The 16,343-nt window shown below is 72.1% G+C and carries 14 protein-coding genes and 1 tRNA gene; 7 read left to right on the top strand and 8 right to left on the bottom strand.

Annotated elements, in window-relative coordinates; all coding sequences use genetic code 11:
- Window positions 1-166: 166 nt before the first annotated feature.
- Entirely contained in the window at window positions 167-763 is a 597-nt protein-coding gene (locus tag ACZ5Y0_RS03155; RefSeq protein ID WP_469126899.1) for a histidine phosphatase family protein, read from the top strand.
- Between the two features lie 211 nt (window positions 764-974).
- On the opposite strand, the gene ACZ5Y0_RS03150 is transcribed toward ACZ5Y0_RS03155, so the two are convergent.
- Window positions 975-2,435 carry a hypothetical protein gene (locus ACZ5Y0_RS03150; protein ID WP_469126898.1) on the bottom strand — a complete coding sequence of 487 codons (1,461 nt, stop codon included), beginning with the start codon at window positions 2,433-2,435 and terminating at the stop codon, window positions 975-977.
- A 266-nt stretch (window positions 2,436-2,701) separates the two neighbouring features.
- On the opposite strand from ACZ5Y0_RS03150, the gene ACZ5Y0_RS03145 reads away from it, so the two are divergent.
- Window positions 2,702-3,088 (top strand): hypothetical protein, encoded by a 387-nt coding sequence (locus tag ACZ5Y0_RS03145; RefSeq protein ID WP_469126897.1) that lies wholly within the window; start codon window positions 2,702-2,704, stop codon window positions 3,086-3,088.
- 65 nt (window positions 3,089-3,153) lie between these two features.
- Complete coding sequence (locus tag ACZ5Y0_RS03140) at window positions 3,154-4,023, top strand: spermidine synthase (RefSeq protein WP_469126896.1); 870 nt, start codon at window positions 3,154-3,156, stop codon at window positions 4,021-4,023.
- 7 nt (window positions 4,024-4,030) lie between these two features.
- Here the strand turns inward: ACZ5Y0_RS03140 and ACZ5Y0_RS03135 are convergent, their stop codons facing one another.
- Window positions 4,031-4,549 carry a hypothetical protein gene (locus ACZ5Y0_RS03135; protein ID WP_469126895.1) on the bottom strand — a complete coding sequence of 173 codons (519 nt, stop codon included), beginning with the start codon at window positions 4,547-4,549 and terminating at the stop codon, window positions 4,031-4,033.
- A gap of 144 nt (window positions 4,550-4,693) precedes the next feature.
- Here ACZ5Y0_RS03135 and ACZ5Y0_RS03130 point away from each other — a divergent pair, with 144 nt between their 5' ends.
- From ACZ5Y0_RS03130 to ACZ5Y0_RS03120, 3 genes are all read left to right on the top strand, one after another.
- Window positions 4,694-5,425, top strand: coding sequence for a response regulator transcription factor (locus ACZ5Y0_RS03130; protein WP_469126894.1), 732 nt, complete (start codon window positions 4,694-4,696; stop codon window positions 5,423-5,425).
- Entirely contained in the window at window positions 5,422-6,822 is a 1,401-nt protein-coding gene (locus tag ACZ5Y0_RS03125; RefSeq protein ID WP_469126893.1) for a HAMP domain-containing sensor histidine kinase, read from the top strand. Before ACZ5Y0_RS03130 ends, ACZ5Y0_RS03125 begins: the two co-directional genes overlap by 4 nt.
- Window positions 6,823-6,932: 110 nt before the next feature.
- Complete coding sequence (locus ACZ5Y0_RS03120) at window positions 6,933-8,390, top strand: glycoside hydrolase family 18 protein (RefSeq protein ID WP_469126892.1); 1,458 nt, start codon at window positions 6,933-6,935, stop codon at window positions 8,388-8,390.
- Between the two features lie 112 nt (window positions 8,391-8,502).
- Here the strand turns inward: ACZ5Y0_RS03120 and ACZ5Y0_RS03115 are convergent, their stop codons facing one another.
- From ACZ5Y0_RS03115 to ACZ5Y0_RS03100, 4 genes are all read right to left on the bottom strand, one after another.
- Window positions 8,503-9,939: a GH1 family beta-glucosidase gene (locus tag ACZ5Y0_RS03115; protein WP_469126891.1), complete on the bottom strand. Its 1,437-nt coding sequence runs from the start codon at window positions 9,937-9,939 to the stop codon at window positions 8,503-8,505.
- A 354-nt stretch (window positions 9,940-10,293) separates the two neighbouring features.
- Window positions 10,294-11,214: a carbohydrate ABC transporter permease gene (locus tag ACZ5Y0_RS03110; RefSeq protein ID WP_469126890.1), complete on the bottom strand. Its 921-nt coding sequence runs from the start codon at window positions 11,212-11,214 to the stop codon at window positions 10,294-10,296.
- A 10-nt stretch (window positions 11,215-11,224) separates the two neighbouring features.
- Complete coding sequence (locus tag ACZ5Y0_RS03105; protein WP_469126959.1) at window positions 11,225-12,232, bottom strand: carbohydrate ABC transporter permease; 1,008 nt, start codon at window positions 12,230-12,232, stop codon at window positions 11,225-11,227.
- Window positions 12,233-12,237: 5 nt separating this feature from the next.
- A complete protein-coding gene (locus ACZ5Y0_RS03100) occupies window positions 12,238-13,566 on the bottom strand; it encodes an ABC transporter substrate-binding protein (protein WP_469126889.1) in 1,329 nt (442 codons plus the stop codon).
- Window positions 13,567-13,903: 337 nt separating this feature from the next.
- On the opposite strand from ACZ5Y0_RS03100, the gene ACZ5Y0_RS03095 reads away from it, so the two are divergent.
- Complete coding sequence (locus ACZ5Y0_RS03095; protein WP_469126888.1) at window positions 13,904-14,959, top strand: LacI family DNA-binding transcriptional regulator; 1,056 nt, start codon at window positions 13,904-13,906, stop codon at window positions 14,957-14,959.
- Window positions 14,960-15,516: 557 nt separating this feature from the next.
- Here ACZ5Y0_RS03095 and ACZ5Y0_RS03090 read toward each other — a convergent pair.
- Together ACZ5Y0_RS03090 and orn are read right to left on the bottom strand one after the other, a co-directional pair.
- Window positions 15,517-15,589: transfer RNA gene (locus ACZ5Y0_RS03090), tRNA-His, on the bottom strand.
- Window positions 15,590-15,670: 81 nt separating this feature from the next.
- The gene (gene orn / locus ACZ5Y0_RS03085) at window positions 15,671-16,273 is read right to left on the bottom strand and encodes an oligoribonuclease (protein WP_469126887.1); all 603 of its coding nucleotides are present in this window, start codon (window positions 16,271-16,273) and stop codon (window positions 15,671-15,673) included.
- Between the last annotated feature and the right edge of the window lie 70 nt (window positions 16,274-16,343).

The raw sequence follows: 16,343 nt of genomic DNA, 5'->3' as shown, positions 1-16,343 counted from the left end.
CTGCGGCGCCCATGGCACGGAGGTGCCACTTTACGGCCTGTGCGGGCGCCCCCTTCCGGGTGCCCCCGGCACTCAAAGACGCTGGGACCGCCCGCCAGGTTGCCCCTGTTCAGGGTGCGCGATGATGGAGGTGTTCCACCCCCGCACTCTCCCGGAAGGGTTCTCCATGGCACCGCGCATCCTGCTGGCCCGGCACGGACAGACGGAGTGGTCGCTGTCCGGCAAGCACACCGGCAGGACCGACGTGCCCCTGCTGGAGGAGGGCCGGCGTGGCGCCAAGCTGCTGGGCGAGCGGCTGCACCGGGCGCCGTTCGACGGTCTTGCCGACGCCGAGGTCCGCACCAGCCCGCTGGCACGCGCGCGTGAGACCTGCGAACTCGCCGGCTTCGGCGAGCGGGCCACGCCGTGGGACACGCTCATGGAGTTCCACTACGGGGCCTACGAGGGCCTGACCCCCGCGGAGATCCAGGCCGCCCGGCCGGGGTGGCTCATCTGGCGCGACGGGGTCCCGGAGGGCGAGAGCCTCGCGGAGGTCACCGCGCGCGCGGACGAGGTCGTCGCGTGGGCCCGGTCCGCCGACCGGGACGTGCTGGTGTTCGCCCACGGGCACATCCTGCGCTCGATCGGAGCGCGGTGGCTGGGCCTCCCGCTGGACTTCGCCGCCCGTATCCGCCTCAACCCGACGTCGCTGTCCGTACTGGGCTGGGCGTACGGCGAACCGGCGATCGAGAGCTGGAACGACCTGGGTCACCTGGCCGGCTAGGACTCCCCGTCCGGATCGCCGGACTCGCGGATCACGGCACGGCGCCTCGCCGTGCCGTCGCCGGTCGTCAGGACCCCCGGCTCCCCGCCCGCACGACCCCCCCTGCCGCGAAGGCGCGGGGGTGTCCCCGGCCACGGACCCCGCTCTCCGAGCCGGCCCGGATTCCGCACGACGGACCCTGTCCGGCGTGTGACCGGGGCGCCGGTGGCGGTCACGCCTCGCGCGGCGCCGAGGCGTGCCGTTCCAGGAACTCCGACACGCCCGAGGCGCGCCGGTGGGGCAGCAGCACCCGCGCCGTCCCCGCGATCATCGTCCGGATCCGCGAGGACTGCACCTGGTCCAGCAGGTCCAGCACCCGCATCCCGGCCGTCGCCGCCTCGTCGGGCCGCCCCCCGCGCGCGAGGTCGTCCGCCAGCTCGGCGGTGTACAACGCGATGTTCCGCGCGAAGTGGGGATCCTGGAGTCGCGCCGCCCGCCGCGCGTGCCGGGCCGCCCGCGGCCAGTCCCCGAGCGTGGACCAGCACTGCGCCTCCAGGCCCTCCAGCTCGGCCTCGCCGTAGAAGCTCATCCATTCGGGGTCGGCGTCCGAGGGGCCTCGTTCGTACAGGGCGCGGGCACGCGCGAGTGCCTGCTCGCAGCCGGTGCGGTCGGCGAGTCCGGCCCAGCCGCCCGCCTCGCGCAGCGCGAGCAGCGACATCAGCCGGGCGGAGCCCAGCGGGCGGGCGACGCGCTGTGCGGCCTGCGCCGCCCGGACGGCCTCGCGCGGGCGGCCCGCGTCCCGCGCGAGGAACGCGGTGTTGCAGAAGGCGTGCGCCTCCAGAGCCTGGTCGCCGGTCATGCGGGCGGTCGCCAGCGCCTCTGCGTAGTGCGAGCGGGCGTCGTCGAACCGGCCCGAGTCGTGTGCCAGCCAGCCCACCGAGATGGCCAGTTCGCCCGCCCCCGAGTGGAGCCGGTCGGCGGTCGCCTGCCGTACCGCTCCGGCGTCCAGCAGCGCGTACGCGGCGCGCAGTGGTGTCGCCGCGCGCCGGTAGAGCCCGTCGGCGCCGTGCCGGTCGTCCAGCAGCCGGATCTGGCGGACCGCTTCTTCCAGGGCGCCGGCCTCGCCCGTCCCGGCGCGCCGTACCGGGCGTTCCGCCGCCGACGCGTCCAGGGCGAGTGCCAGGGGGCCCATCGAGGCGGCGGCCACCGTGGCGCCTCCGCCGGTCATGAATGCGCGACGCAGCACGTCGCTCTCCTCGTCGTTGTCGTGCGTGTCGTACGGGTCCTGCGTGTCATACGGCTCGTACGCCCCGCACGTCTCACCGGTGTCCGGCGCGTCATGCGTGGTGAGCTGTCGGATCGTGGTGCGTGTGTCCGGCGCGTCCTCAGGCTCGCGCGCCCCCCGTCCGCGGACGGACGAGCGGGGGGCGAACCCCAGATCGGTGAGCGTGCGGCCGGGGAACATGTGCAGGAACACCCGCTCGTACGCGTAGTTGGGGCAGCGGATCTCCCCCGCCTCGACGCGGCCGACATAGCGCGCGTCGCAGCTCACCCGCTCCCCGATCTCGCGCGCGGCCCGCCGCACCAGCGCGGCGAACTCGGCCGGCGAGCGCTGTCCGCGCAGCCGCCGGAAGGCGATGTTGGGCCGTGCCGGCCGGTCGGGCCGAGGTGGGGTCACCGGTGACGACGCCATGGCCGGGTCCTCTCGTGCGAACCGTCGAACCATGCCGGAAGCGGTGTGCGTTGACCGACCCATCGGCGTGATCACCCTGTTTCCGGCGGGCATGAACGTACCTTCTGTGACCGGCCCGCCACGCAGTGTTTGGCTACAAACCGGATATCTCCTCCACGATCTGCCATGAACTGCCATCCTTTACGGCGGACTTCCGCGTAGCCGTTGACGGTCCGCCGCGTTGAACCCGGTGGACTTGCACAGTGACTTCGTGAGGGAGGCCGGGAGTGGAGACCAGCCGGAGCAACGATCCCCTCGTGTCGTCGGAGACGGCATGCGATCTGGTGACGGTGCCGACCCGGCAGGGGCTGGAGGCGGTCGACATCCTGCGTCGCGGAGCAGCCGACGCCGTGGGACCCGTACTCCACGACGACGGACACGACACCCTCGCCTTCCTGGTGCCGCCGGGCACCGCCGCCGCCTGGGACGTCCCCGGCAGCACCTGCACGGAGACCGACGGACGGGGACTGAGCCTCGCCCCCGAACCGCCCGGCGAGGGCTCGCACTGGCTGCTCCCGCCCGGCGAGACCGACCTCGCGACGGACCCGGCCGTGCTCCAGCGGGCGTTGGGCGAAGCGGCACGGCTCATCAAGGCGGCGGACAGCTGCCGTTAGCCGGCGGGTGTCCCCGAGCGGCTGCCGGTGCGCGACCCGGCTCGCCACCCTGCGAAAATGCCTTCATGGCGAGGTCCAGGAACTCCCGGCGCGGACGCGACAGCGACGCGACCGTCAGCGAGGCCGTCGACGGCGGGGTCGCCCAGCTCGTCCCGGACCGCGACCGGCCGCGGGCCTGGACGCTGCTCATCGACGGTGCGCCCCAGTCGCACGTGGACCTCGACGACCCCGGGTACCTCTCCTTCGAGTACCAGCGGCGGCTCGGCCACGTCATCGACCTCGCCGCCCCGGCCGGCCGGCCGCTGCACGTGCTGCACCTCGGCGGCGGTGCCTTCACCCTCGCCCGGTACGTCGCCGCCACCCGCCCCCGCTCCACCCAGCAGATCGTCGAGCGGGACGCGCGCCTCGTCCAACTGGTCCGCCGCGAACTGCCCCTGGACCCCGGCGCCCGGATCCGGATCCGGTCCACGGACGCGCGGGAGGGGCTCGGCAAAGTGCCGGACGGCTGGGCCGACCTCGTCATCGCCGACGTGTTCAGCGGGGCCCGCACCCCCGCGCACCTGACCTCGACCGAGTTTCTCGACGAGGTCCGCAGGGCCCTCAAGCCCACCGGTCTCTACGCCGCCAACCTGGCCGACGGCCCGCCGCTCGCGCATCTGCGCGGCCAGATCGCCACCGCCGCCGCCCGCTTCCCGGAACTCGCGCTGGTCGCCGACCCCACGGTGCTGCGGGGCCGACGGTTCGGCAACGCCGTCCTCGTCGCCTCCGACCTGCCGCTGCCGACCGCCGAACTGACCCGCAGGGCCGCCTCCGACCCGCACCCCGGCCGCGTCGAGCACGGCAAGGGCCTCACCGACTTCACCGGCGGGGCCGTACCGGTCGTCGACGCCTCGGCGGTGGCGTCACCGGCCCCGCCGCCGTCGGTCTTCCGCTAGGGCCCGCTCAGTAGGTACCGACCTCCACGCGCGGCGGCCCGTCGTGCCAGGTGCAGAACACCGACACGCGGTCCGCACCCGAGGCGAACTCCACCCGGATCCAGGACTCCGTCTTCCACACCTGCATCGACCAGCCCGCGCCCGGCGTCGCGGAGACGAGCGAGGCCGAGGCCTTCCCCAGATCGAAGACCGCCAGCCCCCCGTCGGTGTCGTAGCTCCTGACCCGGCCGGAAGGGCTGGGCGAAGCCGTCGGCCCGGAGGGGGACGAGGCCGCCGGACGGTCGGGGGTGCGGGGCGCAGACGGCGAGGCGGGCGGCGGGGACGGCCGCGGCGCCGGGTGTCCGGTGGCCGAGGCCGTCGGTGGCCTCGACTCCTGGACGGGCACGTCGCCCGCCGTCAACGGCAGGGCACGCGGCGGGTCGTACGCCGTGCCCGCCATGACCGTGTGGACACCCCACCACGACAGGGTGACCGCCGCGCCCGTGGCGAGCGTCCAGGCCAGTACGTGTACGAGTCCTCTGCGCATCGCGGGCCATCCTGCCTCACCCGCCGGACCCGTGTCGCACGGATGTCCACTCCGAGCCCCGCCCCTGATCCGGCGGTTGTCCACAGGAACGGAGTCGTCCACAGGCCCGGCTGGGCCCCGGCCGCATGGCGTAGGTTGCGGCGCATGGCAAGTGTGCTCGTGGTCGAGGACGACCAGTTCGTCCGCTCGGCGCTCATCCGGCACCTCACCGACGCCGCGCACACCGTGCGCAGCGTCGGCACGGCACTGGAGGCGCTGCGCGAGGTCGCCCATCTCCGCTTCGACGTGGTCGTGCTGGACCTCGGCCTGCCGGACCTGGACGGCTCCGAGGCGCTGAAGATGCTGCGCGGCATCACGGACGTACCCGTCATCATCGCCACCGCCCGCGACGACGAGACGGAGATCGTCCGGCTGCTCAACGCGGGCGCGGACGACTATCTGACGAAGCCGTTCTCGGTGGAACACCTCTCCGCGCGCATGGCGGCCGTCCTGCGCCGCTCCCGCTCCGGCGCCGGTGCGGCACCGCCGTCCAGCGTGCTGCGCGTCGGCGGACTGACCGTCGACCCGCTGCGCCGCCAGGCCGAACTGGACGGCGTCCCCCTCGACCTGACCCGCCGCGAGTTCGACCTGCTCGCCTTCCTCGCCGGCCGCCCCGGCGTCGTCGTTCCGCGTCGCGAGCTGCTCGCCGAGGTCTGGCAGCAGTCCTACGGCGACGACCAGACCATCGACGTCCATCTCTCGTGGCTGCGCCGCAAACTGGGCGAGACGGCGGCCCGCCCGCGCTATCTGCACACCCTGCGGGGCGTCGGCGTGAAGCTGGAGCCGCCCGCCGCGCCGCCCGCCGCTCCGCCTTCGCGTTCCGGGGAGCCACGATGAGATGGGCCCTGGTCAAGGTCTGTCTGGCGGTCACCACGATGGTCGTGGTCGCTTTCGCCGTGCCACTCGGTCTGGTCATCAAGGAGATGGCCCGCGACCGCGCCTTCTCCAACGCCGAGCGGGAGGCCGCCGTCGTCGTCCCCGCGCTGTCCATCACCACCGACCGCGACCAGCTGGAGCGGGTCGTTGCCTCCGCGGGCTCCGACGACGGCATGGCCGTGCACCTGCCGGCCGCCGACGGCCGGCAGGCCCTCGACCTCGGCCGGCGGCGCGCCACCGGCGCCGACATCGCGGCCGTCCGCGAGCTGGGCCGCGCCTCCACCGCCGAGGTGCCCGGCGGCTCCGCGCTGCTCCAACCCGTCGCACTGAGCTTCGGCACCGTCGTCGTCGAGGTCTACGTCCCCGAGTCCGAGGTCAGCAACGGGGTGGCGACGGCCTGGGCGGTGCTCGCAGCGGTCGGCGCCGCACTCGTCGTCGGCTCGGTGGCCGTCGCCGACCGGCTGGGCGTGCGCATGGTGCGGCCCGCCCAGCGACTGGCCGAGGGGGCGCACCAACTGGGCGAGGGGAAACTGGGCGCCCGCGTCCCGGAGGACGGGCCCAACGAACTGCGTTTCGCGGCGGCCGCGTTCAACTCCATGGCCGACCAGGTCGTCCAGCTCCTGGCCAACGAGCGGGAACTGGCCGCCGACCTCTCCCACCGGCTGCGCACCCCGTTGACCGTGCTGCGGCTCAACGCGGCCTCGCTGGGCGACTCCCCGGCCGCCGAGCAGACCCGCGCCGCGGTCGCCCAGCTGGAGCGCGAGGTCGACACCATCATCCGTACCGCCCGCGAGGCCAAGCCGCAGACCGCGGCCGCCGGACCGGGAGCCGGATGCGACGCCGCCGCGGTCGTCCGGGAGCGGATGGCGTTCTGGTCGGCGCTCGCGGAGGACGAGGGCCGCAGGGTGCGGGTGGCCGGAGCGGACCGGCCGGTGCGCATCCCCGTGGCCCGCGCCGACCTGGTCGCCGCCCTGGACGCGCTGCTCGGCAACGTCTTCCGGCACACCCCCGAGGGCACGGCCTTCGCGGTCGACCTGCACAACGGCGATGACGCGGTGATCGTGCTGGTCTCGGACGCGGGCCCCGGCATCCCCGACCCCGAGGCGGCGATGGCCCGCGGCCGGGGCTCCGGGAGCGCCGGGTCGACCGGGCTGGGGCTGGACATCGTGCGCCGGCTCGCCGAGTCGACTGGCGGGGACGTACGGATCGGCTCGTCCGTGCTGGGCGGCACCGAGGTGCGGATCTGGATCCAGCTCGACGGGCGGGAGCCGGAGCGCAGGGGACACCGGGGCGCGGTGCGAAGACGCCGGCAGGGCAGACGGACCGTCACCTTTAACCGGTCCCGATCCCTCCCTTAAGCGCGCCCTAAGATCTCCGACCACCGCCGCTGTCAGGCACTTTGCCGGATTTCGGCGCGCTAGCGTGCTGCCGCACCCCACCCCCGTGAGCAGTGAAGGCAGGGCACGCGATGAGCACGCACCGGCGCACCGACAGAAGCAGGAACAAGCTGATCGGGGGCGTGGTCGCCGTGGCCGCCGCGGGCGGTGGCGTGGTGTTCCTCACCGGCACCGCGCAGGCGGCCGGGATCGGAGCCGCCTACACGAGGACCAGCGACTGGTCGACGGGGTACACCGCGCAGTACGTCGTCACGAACGACAGCGGCGGCGCGAAGACCGACTGGACGCTTGAGTTCGACCTGCCGGCCGGGTCGAGGCTCGGCTCGCTGTGGAACGCCGAGTCGAGCGTCAGCGGACAGCACATCACCGTCAAGCCGGCCGCCTGGGACAAGGACGGCCTGGCCGCCGGTGAGTCCGTCACCGTCGGCTTCGTCGTCAACGGCGCCGCCGATCCCGCCGGCTGTCTCATCGACGACGTCACCTGCTCGACCGACGGCGGCGCGACCCCCGAGCCGAGCGGCCGCCCGACCGGGACCACGACGGCCTCCCCGGCCCCGACGGCCACCGCGACCCCGAGCCGGACAGCCACGACGGCGCCCTCACCCTCCCCGTCCGGGACCCCCGGTTCCGGCACCCCCACCTCCGCCGCCTTCGCCCCCTACGTCGACACCTCCCTCCACCCCGCCTTCGACCTCCTCGCCGCCGTGACGGCGACCGGCGTGCGGGACTACAACCTCGCCTTCGTCACCGACGGCGGCGGCTGCACACCCAAGTGGGGCGGCGTCACCGACCTGGCGAGTGACGGCGTGGCCGCCCAGATCGGCGCCCTGCGCGCCAAGGGCGGCGACGTCCGCGTCTCCTTCGGCGGCGCCTCCGGCTCCGAACTGGGCACCACCTGCGCCTCGACGGACGCGCTGGCCGCCGCATACGGCAAGGTCGTGGACGCCTACCGGCTCACCAAGGTCGACTTCGACGTGGAGGGCGGCGCACTGCCGAACACGGCCGCCAACACCCGCCGCGCCCGGGCCATCGCCACGCTCCAGCGGCAGCACCCTGGCCTGGACGTCTCCTTCACCCTCCCCGTCATGCCCGAGGGCCTCACCCAGGACGGCGTGAGCCTGCTGGCCGACGCCAAGGCCAACGGCGTCGAGATCACGACGGTCAACATCATGGCGATGGACTACGGCCCCGCGTACAGCGGCGACATGGGCACCTACGCCGAGCAGGCGGCCACCGCCACCCAGGCCCAGGTCAAGAGCGTGCTCGGCCTCTCCGACACCGCCGCCTGGAAGACGGTCGCCGTCACCCCGATGATCGGCGTGAACGACGTCGCCTCCGAGGTCTTCAAGGTCGAGGACGCCACCCAGCTGGCGGCCTTCGCCAAGGCCAGGGGACTCGGCTGGCTCTCCATGTGGTCCGCGACCCGCGACCAGCAGTGTCCGTCCCCGAAGAACACCGCGGACGCGACGTGCAGCTCGGTCACCCAGGCACCGAACGCCTTCACGAAGGCGTTCGCCACCGGCCGCTGACCACCGCATCCCCCCACAGCGGGGCGCGGCACGCCCCCACGGCGTGCCGCGCCCCATCCCCTGTTTCCCCGTTCCCCCGTTCTCCCGGGGTCCCCACCCCGGGGGTCTTGGGTCAGGCGGTCTCGAGTGCCGGGAGGGTTCCCGTGCGGGCCGCCCGGCTGTACCAGAGGGCGCTCGATTTCGGGGTGCGGGTGAGGGTCGCGTAGTCCACGTACACCGCGCCGAACCGCTTCTCGTAGCCGTACGCCCACTCGAAGTTGTCCATCAGCGACCACAGGTAGTAGCCGCGGACGTCCGCGCCCTCGGCGATCGCGCGGCGCACGGCCCGGAGGTGGCCGTGCAGGTACGCGATGCGCTCCGGGTCGTGGACGCGGCCGTCGGAGTCGGGCTTGTCGTCGTAGGCCGCGCCGTTCTCCGTGATGTACAGCGGCAGGCCCGGGGCCTCCTTGGTGTACCGCATGATCAGGTCGTGCAGGCCCGTCGGGTCGATCGTCCAGCCCATCTCGGTGCGCTCGCCCGGCGTCTGGTGGAAGGCGACGTCGTCCGCGCCCGGCCAGGGGGAGTGGTCGCTGGAGCCGTGGCCGTCCGCCCGCGGTGCCGACGGGTCGGCGTCCGCCGCCGAGACGAGGGTGGGCGTGTAGTAGTTCAGGCCCAGCGCGTCCAACGGCTGGTGGATGGCCCGCAGGTCGCCGTCGAGGACGTACGACCAGTCGGTGACCGACGAGGTCGCGGCGAGGAGCGTCTCGGGGTACGCGCCGCGCAGGATCGGGCCGTGGAAGACGCCGTTGGCCAGGTCGTCGATCCTGCGGACCGCGGCCAGGTCTCCCGGAGTCTGCGAAAGCGGCCTGACGACCGAGGAGTTGAGGCTGATCGCCACCGAGTTGCGGGTCGGCATCACCGACCGCAGGGCCGAGGTGCCCAGGCCGTGGGCCAGGTTGAGGTGGTGCGCGGCCTTCAGCGACGCCGCCGGGTCGGTGCGGCCGGGAGCGTGCACTCCGGAGGCGTATCCGAGGAAGGCGCTGCACCACGGCTCGTTGAGCGTGATCCACTGTTCCACGCGGTCGCCGAGCGCCGCCCCCACGATCTGCGCGTACTCGGCGAACCGGTACGCGGTGTCCCGCTCCGGCCAGCCGCCCGCGTCCTCCAGCTCCTGCGGGAGATCCCAGTGGTAGAGGGTGATGGCCGGCTTGATGCCCTTGGCCAGCAGCTCGTCGACCAGCCGACGGTAGAAGTCCAGGCCCACCTGGACCGCCGGGCCGCGGCCGGTCGGCTGGACCCGCGACCAGGAGACGGAGAAGCGGTACGACGTCAGGCCCAGCTCGGCCATCAGCGCGACGTCGTCGCGGTAGCGGTGGTAGTGGTCGACAGCGATGTCACCGGTGTCACCACCGGCGGTCTTGCCGGGCGTATGGCTGAAGGTGTCCCAGATGGAGGGCGTGCGGCCGTCCTCCCGCACCGCCCCCTCGATCTGATACGCGGATGTGGCCGCGCCCCACAGGAAGGCGGGGGGAAAGGTCACCGGGGTGGCCGACTGTGCGGACTCAGGCATGGAAGCGCTCCCATGAGTGGTCGTCGAGGTCGTCGAGACCGACGAAGGATGGGGGGAAGAGGTGCGGAGGGGCCGGGGCGGCGGTGACCCGGCCCCCGTCGGGCGTGGCATCGGCGGGAGTGTCGCCCCGCGCGGACGCTGGGCCGGCGGGGTTGCAGTCCCGCGCGGACGCTGGGCCGGCGGGGTGTCAGGCCCGCGGATTCCGGACCCACGGGCGGTCAGCCCTGCACGGAGGTTCTGGCCGGCGGGATCGTCGGTCCCGCGGGGAGCCGGTGCCGGCGAGGCGCGACCCATCAAGCCCACCGGCCCGTGCATGGCCGACACCCACGCCCGGCACCCCCGCGGAGCGGCCCATCAGCCCTTCACCGCGCCCTGCATGATGCCGCCCACGATCTGCTTGCCGAAGAGCGCGAAGACGAGCAGCAGCGGCAGCGTGCCGAGCAGCGCGCCGGCCATGATCAGTGACTGGTCGGGTGTGTAACCGCGGCCGAGGCCCGCGACCGCGACCTGCACGGTCGGGTTGCCCGTCTGGCTCAGCACCAGGAACGGCCACAGGAAGTCGTTCCAGGTCTGGACGAACATCAGCATGCCGAGCACCGCCATGGCGGGGCGTGCCGCCGGGAACACCACGTGCCACACCACCCGCCAGCTGCTCGCGCCGTCCATCCGGGCCGCCTCGATGATCTCGTCCGGCAGCGCCTGGATCAGGTACTGCCGCATGAAGAACACACCGAACGCGCTCACCAGCGACGGCAGGATCACCGCCTGGAGCTGGTCGGTCCACTCCAGCTTGGCGACCATCATGTACAGCGGGATCACACTGAGCTGCGGCGGCACCATCATCGTGCCGATCACGATCAGCATCATCGCGCCGCGGCCCCGGAACTTGAGCTTGGCGAAGGCGAATCCGGCGATCGTGGACAGGAACACGATGGTGAAGGCGGAGGTCCCCGCCACGATGGTCGTGTTGACGAACGCCTTGCCGAGGTTGGCGTCGTTCCAGGCGATGTCCAGGTTGTTGAGGAGGTTGCCGCCGAACCAGAACGGCGGCGGTGTCTGCGCCAGCCGGTTGTTGTCGCGGGAGGCGGCGATCGCCGTCCACACCAGCGGGAACAGCGAGCCGATGGTGAACAGGGCCAGGATCACGTACGCGATCGGCCCCGCGTGCATCTGCCCGCCGGCCCGCGCCGATCTGGGCCGCCGTACCCGGCCGGGCTTCTTCACGACCGTATCCGGCGGAGATGAGGGCGGTGTCAGGGAAGTCGTCGTCGTCACGGCCGTACTCCTAACTACTGGCGCGCAGCCGGCGCGAGATGACGTAGTTGACGATGCCGACCACGATCAGGATCAGGAACATGGTCCAGGCGATCGCGGAGGCACGGCCCAGGTGCTGGTTGACCCAGCCCTGCTCGTACAGGTACAGGCCCAGGGTCTGGAACTGGTGCTCGGAGCCGCCCGACGCCCCCTTGTTGGCGTCGAACAGCAGTGGCTCGCCGAACACCTGGGTCGCGCCGATCGTCGAGACGACGACCGTGAACAGGATCGTCGGGCGCAACGACGGCAGCGTCACGTGGATGAACTGCTTCCAGCGGCTCGCGCCGTCCAGGGCCGCCGACTCGTACAGGTCCTGCGGGATCGCCTGCATCGCCGCCAGGTAGATCAGCGCGTTGTAGCCGGTCCAGCGCCAGATGACGATCGTGGACACCGCGAACTGCGAGGGCCACTTGTCGCTCTGCCAGTCGACCGGACCGATTCCGACGGCGTCCAGCGCCCAGTTGATCATGCCGTAGTCGCGCCCGAACAGCAGCACGAAGACGAGCGAGGCGGCCGCGATGGACGTCGCGTACGGGGCGAGCATCGCGACCCGGTAGAAGGTCGAGGCGCGCAGCTTGTAGTTGAGGATGTGGGCGAGGCCCATCGCCATCAGCAGCTGCGGCACCGTCGAGATGATGCCGATCGTGAGCGTGTTCTTCGCCGCGTTCCAGAAGAAGTCGTCGTCGAAGATCCGCGTGTAGTTGCGCAGCCCCACCCACTCCATGTCGGTGGGCGCCGTCATCTCCACCTGGTGCAGGGAGGCCCAGCCGGTGTAGATCAGCGGGAACAGACCGAACGCCAGGAACAGCAGGAAGAACGGCGAGACGAAGGCGTACGGGCTCCAGCGCATGTCCCGCTGCCAGCGGCGGGAGAGCCGGGCCCGCCGTCGCTCGTCCGCCCCCGCGGGGCCGGCGGGCGGTCGGCCCGGGGCCGCGCCCCCCTCCTTGACGGGGGGCGCGGCGGTGTCGTGGGTGGCCATACGGGTCACTTGTCCAGGTTGTTGTCGATGGTCTTGGTCGCCGTCTTCCAGGCCTCCTCCGGCGACTTGCCCTTCGTCACCAGGATCACGCCGTTGTCGGTCAGGCCCTGCTGGATGATCTGGTCCTTCGGGCCGATCACCTGGACCGGGCTGGACTTCGCGGCCTCGGCGAAGATCGTGCCGATCGGGGCGTCACCGGTCATCTCGTTCTTGGCACCGGTGACCTCGGCCATCGTGTACGTGCCCGGCGCGCTCGGGAAGGAGCCCTGCACCTTGAACAGCTTGGCCTGCTGTGCGGGCGCGGTCAGCCAGGCGGCCAGCTTCTCGGCCTCCTTCACGTTCTTGCCGCTGGAGGGCACGGAGAGGAAGGAACCGCCCCAGTTGCCGGACTTGGGAGCCACGGCCACGTCCCACTTGCCGGCCGCTTCCGGCTTCGACTTGCCCTTGATGTATCCGAGCATCCACGGCGGGCAGGCCATCGCGGCGAACTTGCTGTTCGCGATCGTCGTGTCCCAGGCCGGCTGGAACTGCGTCTGCGCCCCGACCAGTCCCTGCTCGGCCGCCTTCGCCGTCAGGTCGAAGGCGGCCTTCACGGCCGGGTTCGACTTGTAGATGATCTCGCCGGAGGAGTCGTAGAACTTCTCCTTCTCACTGCTGAGGACCGCGTTGAGCAGGCCGCCGGGCGAGTCCATGAACGTGGTGCCCTTGGGCGCCTTCGCCTTGTACCGCGTGCCGACGGAGACGAACTTGTTCCAGTCGCCCGCCCACAGCTTGCCGACCTCCGTGCGGTCGGCGGGCAGACCGGCCGCCTCGAAGAGGTCCTTGCGGTAGCAGATGGCCATCGGACCGACGTCGGTGCCGAAACCGATCGTCTTGCCGTCCTTGGTCGTGGCCTGTGCCCACTTCCAGTCCAGCCAGTCGCTCTTGTTCACGCCCGAAACCTTGGAGAGGTCCTGGAGCTTGGCGGCCTGCGTGCTGACGACCTCGGCGATGTTGCCGACCTCGACGGCCTGGATGTCCTGGAGGCCGCTGTTCGTCGTGAGGTGGTTGACGAGAGCCGGGTAGTAGTTCTCGTTCCGCTCGGTGACGTTCTCGGCGATCTTGATGTTCGGGTTCAGCTTCTCGTACTCGGCGTAGAGACCGGCTTCCTTGAAGCCCATCGTGCCGAAAAGACCCAGGGTGATCGTGGTCTTGCCCTTGCCATCGCCGGACGACGAACCGTCGGACGTCTTGTCGCCGCCGTCGTCGGCACAGCCGGCCAGCAGCCCGGCGCCCATGGTGGCGACGGTCGCCAGGACTACCACCCGACGGGAGCTTCGGGTACGTGCTCGCATTACGTCCTCCTGTTGCCCTGACGTGCCGACCCCCCGGCCAACTGCATTGTTGGGCCCGTTAGTTTCTCGCTGCGGCTCGGGCGGGGAACGTGCGGGTTGTGTATGTGTCAGGTACCGTGGGAGCGCTCCCACAGGTGATGTGTTGAAGAGTCGTCGGTTCGGGCGAGGGTGTCAAGGGCGGGGACGCGGAGAGATGCGTTCAGTTATCCGGCTGTTAGCTAACTCGCCGGGACGATGCTTTTCGGCCGGGGCGGCAGCCCCCGGGGGCGGTGGGACGAACGGTCGGGACTGTTAGATTCCAGGCCAGTGTGATGATGACGGCGGGAAGGCGGGGCCCATGGCAAGCCACGGTACGCGGGGACGAAGCGGTGGCCGGCCGACCCTCGAAGAGGTGGCGGCGCGCGCCGGTGTGGGCCGGGGCACGGTCTCCCGCGTGATCAACGGTTCCCCCCGGGTCAGCGACGCCACCCGTGCCGCCGTCGAGGCCGCGGTCGCCGAGTTGGGATATGTCCCCAACACCGCGGCCCGCGCCCTGGCCGCCAACCGCACGAACGCGATCGCCCTCGTGGTGCCCGAGCCGGAGACGCGCTTCTTCGCCGAACCGTACTTCTCCGACATCCTGCGTGGAGTGGGCGCGCAACTCGCCGACACGGAGATGCAGTTGCTGCTGATCTTCGCGGGCAGTGACCGGGAGCGGCAGCGCCTGGCGCAGTACCTGGCCGCCCACCGCGTGGACGGCGTCCTCCTCGTCTCCGTCCATGCCGACGACCCGCTGCCCGACCTCATCGCCCAACTGGAGATCCCGGCCGTGATCAGCGGTCCCCGCTCCGCCGCCGAGACGCTCCCGTCCGTGGACTCGGACAACTACGGCGGCGCCCGCTCGGCCGTCGAGCACCTGCTGGCCCGAGGCTGCCGCCGCATCGGCCACATCACCGGCCGCCTCGACGTGTACGGCGCCCAGCGGCGCGTCGACGGCTACCGCGACGCCCTGCTCGACGCGGGCCAGGAGGTGGACGAACTCCTCATCGTGCAGGGAGACTTCACCGAGGAAGGTGGCCAGCGGGCGATGCGTGATCTGCTGACCCGCAGTCCCGCGCTCGACGCGGTGTTCGCCGGCTCCGACGTCATGGCGGCCGGCGCCCGCCAGGCCCTGCGGGAAGCGGGCCGCCGCATCCCGGACGACGTTGCCCTGGTCGGCTACGACGACTCGGCGATAGCCCGCCACATGGATCCGCCCCTGACCAGCGTGCGCCAGCCCATCGAGGAGATGGGGCGCCGCATGCTCGACCTGCTCCTCACCGAGATCGCGGACGACCGCCCGGCGGTGTCGCGGGGCCTGGAGCGGCGTCAGGTGGTCCTGGCCACGGAGCTGATGGCACGGGCGTCGGCGTAGCCGGTCACGGCCGCCACCGCACCTCACCGTCCCGCTTGTGCCCGGTCGTTGTCAGCCCGGCCGGGGGGCGACCGCGGCCGGGGCGGGGGAAAGGGGGGCGATGACCGTACGGACGCCCTGCGCGCAGCCCGGCGTCCGCGTCCGGCGTCCGGGCGGCTTCCGTGGCGAGGCGGCCCGCCCCTGCCAGGCGTGTCCGCATCACCCAGGCGATCACCGCGACACGGCCCCCGTCGGCGAGGGTCGTCCGGCCGGTGCCGACGAGCCGGCCGGTCTCCCGCGGCCTCGGCACCCGGTTCCACCAGGTCCAGGCCGGTCGGGGGGCCGGCGACGAGCCGCTCGTAGCGGGCGCGCAGGGCTTCGGGGGTGCGCGGGGAGCCGTGGATGAGGTGTGCGGGGCCGGGTCGGCGAGGACGACGGCCATCTCCGGCGCATGGTCCGCGCGCAGCGGGAGAGGGGCGAGCCGTGCGAAGACGAGGGGCTGGGTGGCCGACGCCCTCCCGGTCGGAAAACGCCATCAGCCGGTGACCTTCTCGGAAGGTCACCGGCTGATTACTCAGGGTGAGTGACGGGACTCGAACCCGCGGCATCCTGGACCACAACCAGGTGCTCTACCAGCTGAGCTACACCCACCACGCCCGGCAGTCGACTTTGTGGTCTCCCTACCGGCCGAGAAAAAGTGTACAGGGTCCGAAGGGGTGCTCGCGCACGCCTTTATCCGGCGGGCAGGACGTGCTTGGCGGCGATCGCCTTCGCGGTGTCGGAGTCCGGTCCGGGCTGCGGTACGAACACGGCCTCGCGGTAGTAGCGCAGCTCCGCGATGGACTCGCGGATGTCGGCGAGGGCGCGGTGGTTGCCGTTCTTCTCCGGGCTGTTGAAGTACGCCCGCGGATACCAGCGCCGGGCCAGCTCCTTGATGGAGGACACGTCGACGATCCGGTAGTGGAGGTAGCTCTCCAGCGTCGGCATGTCGCGCACCAGGAAGCCGCGGTCGGTGCCGACGGAGTTCCCGCACAGGGGGGCCTTGCCGGGCTCCTTCACATGCTCGCGGATGTAGCCGAGGACCCGCTCCTCGGCGTCGGCCAGGGTCGTGCCCCCCGCCAGCTCGTCGAGCAGCCCGGACGCGGTGTGCATCTGACGCACCACCTCCGGCATCGTCTCCAGGGCCGCGTCCGGCGGCCGTACGACGATGTCCACACCCTCGCCGAGGATGTTCAGCTCGGAGTCGGTGACGAGGGCGGCAACCTCGATGAGCGCGTCGTCGGACAGCGAGAGGCCGGTCATCTCGCAGTCGATCCACACCATGCGATCGTTCATGCGACCACCCTAAGGGTGACGTGCCCTGATCCGGTCCCCCGCGTTCCGGGGACGTCCCGGGGGCTCCCCA

Source organism: Streptomyces sp. NPDC033216 (assembly GCF_055577115.1).
The sequence above is the reverse complement of the archived record's forward strand: the minus strand, read 5'-3'. Positions and strand labels throughout refer to the sequence as shown.

Bases quoted from the DNA above. Each gene is read 5' to 3' on its own strand.
- ACZ5Y0_RS03155 (WP_469126899.1), top strand. From the start codon at position 167: ATGGCACCGCGCATCCTGCTGGCCCGGCACGGACAGACGGAGTGGTCG.
- ACZ5Y0_RS03150 (WP_469126898.1), bottom strand. From the start codon at position 2,435: ATGGCGTCGTCACCGGTGACCCCACCTCGGCCCGACCGGCCGGCACGG.
- ACZ5Y0_RS03140 (WP_469126896.1), top strand. From the start codon at position 3,154: ATGGCGAGGTCCAGGAACTCCCGGCGCGGACGCGACAGCGACGCGACC.
- ACZ5Y0_RS03135 (WP_469126895.1), bottom strand. From the start codon at position 4,549: ATGCGCAGAGGACTCGTACACGTACTGGCCTGGACGCTCGCCACGGGC.
- ACZ5Y0_RS03130 (WP_469126894.1), top strand. From the start codon at position 4,694: ATGGCAAGTGTGCTCGTGGTCGAGGACGACCAGTTCGTCCGCTCGGCG.
- ACZ5Y0_RS03125 (WP_469126893.1), top strand. From the start codon at position 5,422: ATGAGATGGGCCCTGGTCAAGGTCTGTCTGGCGGTCACCACGATGGTC.
- ACZ5Y0_RS03120 (WP_469126892.1), top strand. From the start codon at position 6,933: ATGAGCACGCACCGGCGCACCGACAGAAGCAGGAACAAGCTGATCGGG.
- ACZ5Y0_RS03115 (WP_469126891.1), bottom strand. From the start codon at position 9,939: ATGCCTGAGTCCGCACAGTCGGCCACCCCGGTGACCTTTCCCCCCGCC.
- ACZ5Y0_RS03105 (WP_469126959.1), bottom strand. From the start codon at position 12,232: ATGGCCACCCACGACACCGCCGCGCCCCCCGTCAAGGAGGGGGGCGCG.
- ACZ5Y0_RS03100 (WP_469126889.1), bottom strand. From the start codon at position 13,566: ATGCGAGCACGTACCCGAAGCTCCCGTCGGGTGGTAGTCCTGGCGACC.
- ACZ5Y0_RS03095 (WP_469126888.1), top strand. From the start codon at position 13,904: ATGGCAAGCCACGGTACGCGGGGACGAAGCGGTGGCCGGCCGACCCTC.
- orn (WP_469126887.1), bottom strand. From the start codon at position 16,273: ATGAACGATCGCATGGTGTGGATCGACTGCGAGATGACCGGCCTCTCG.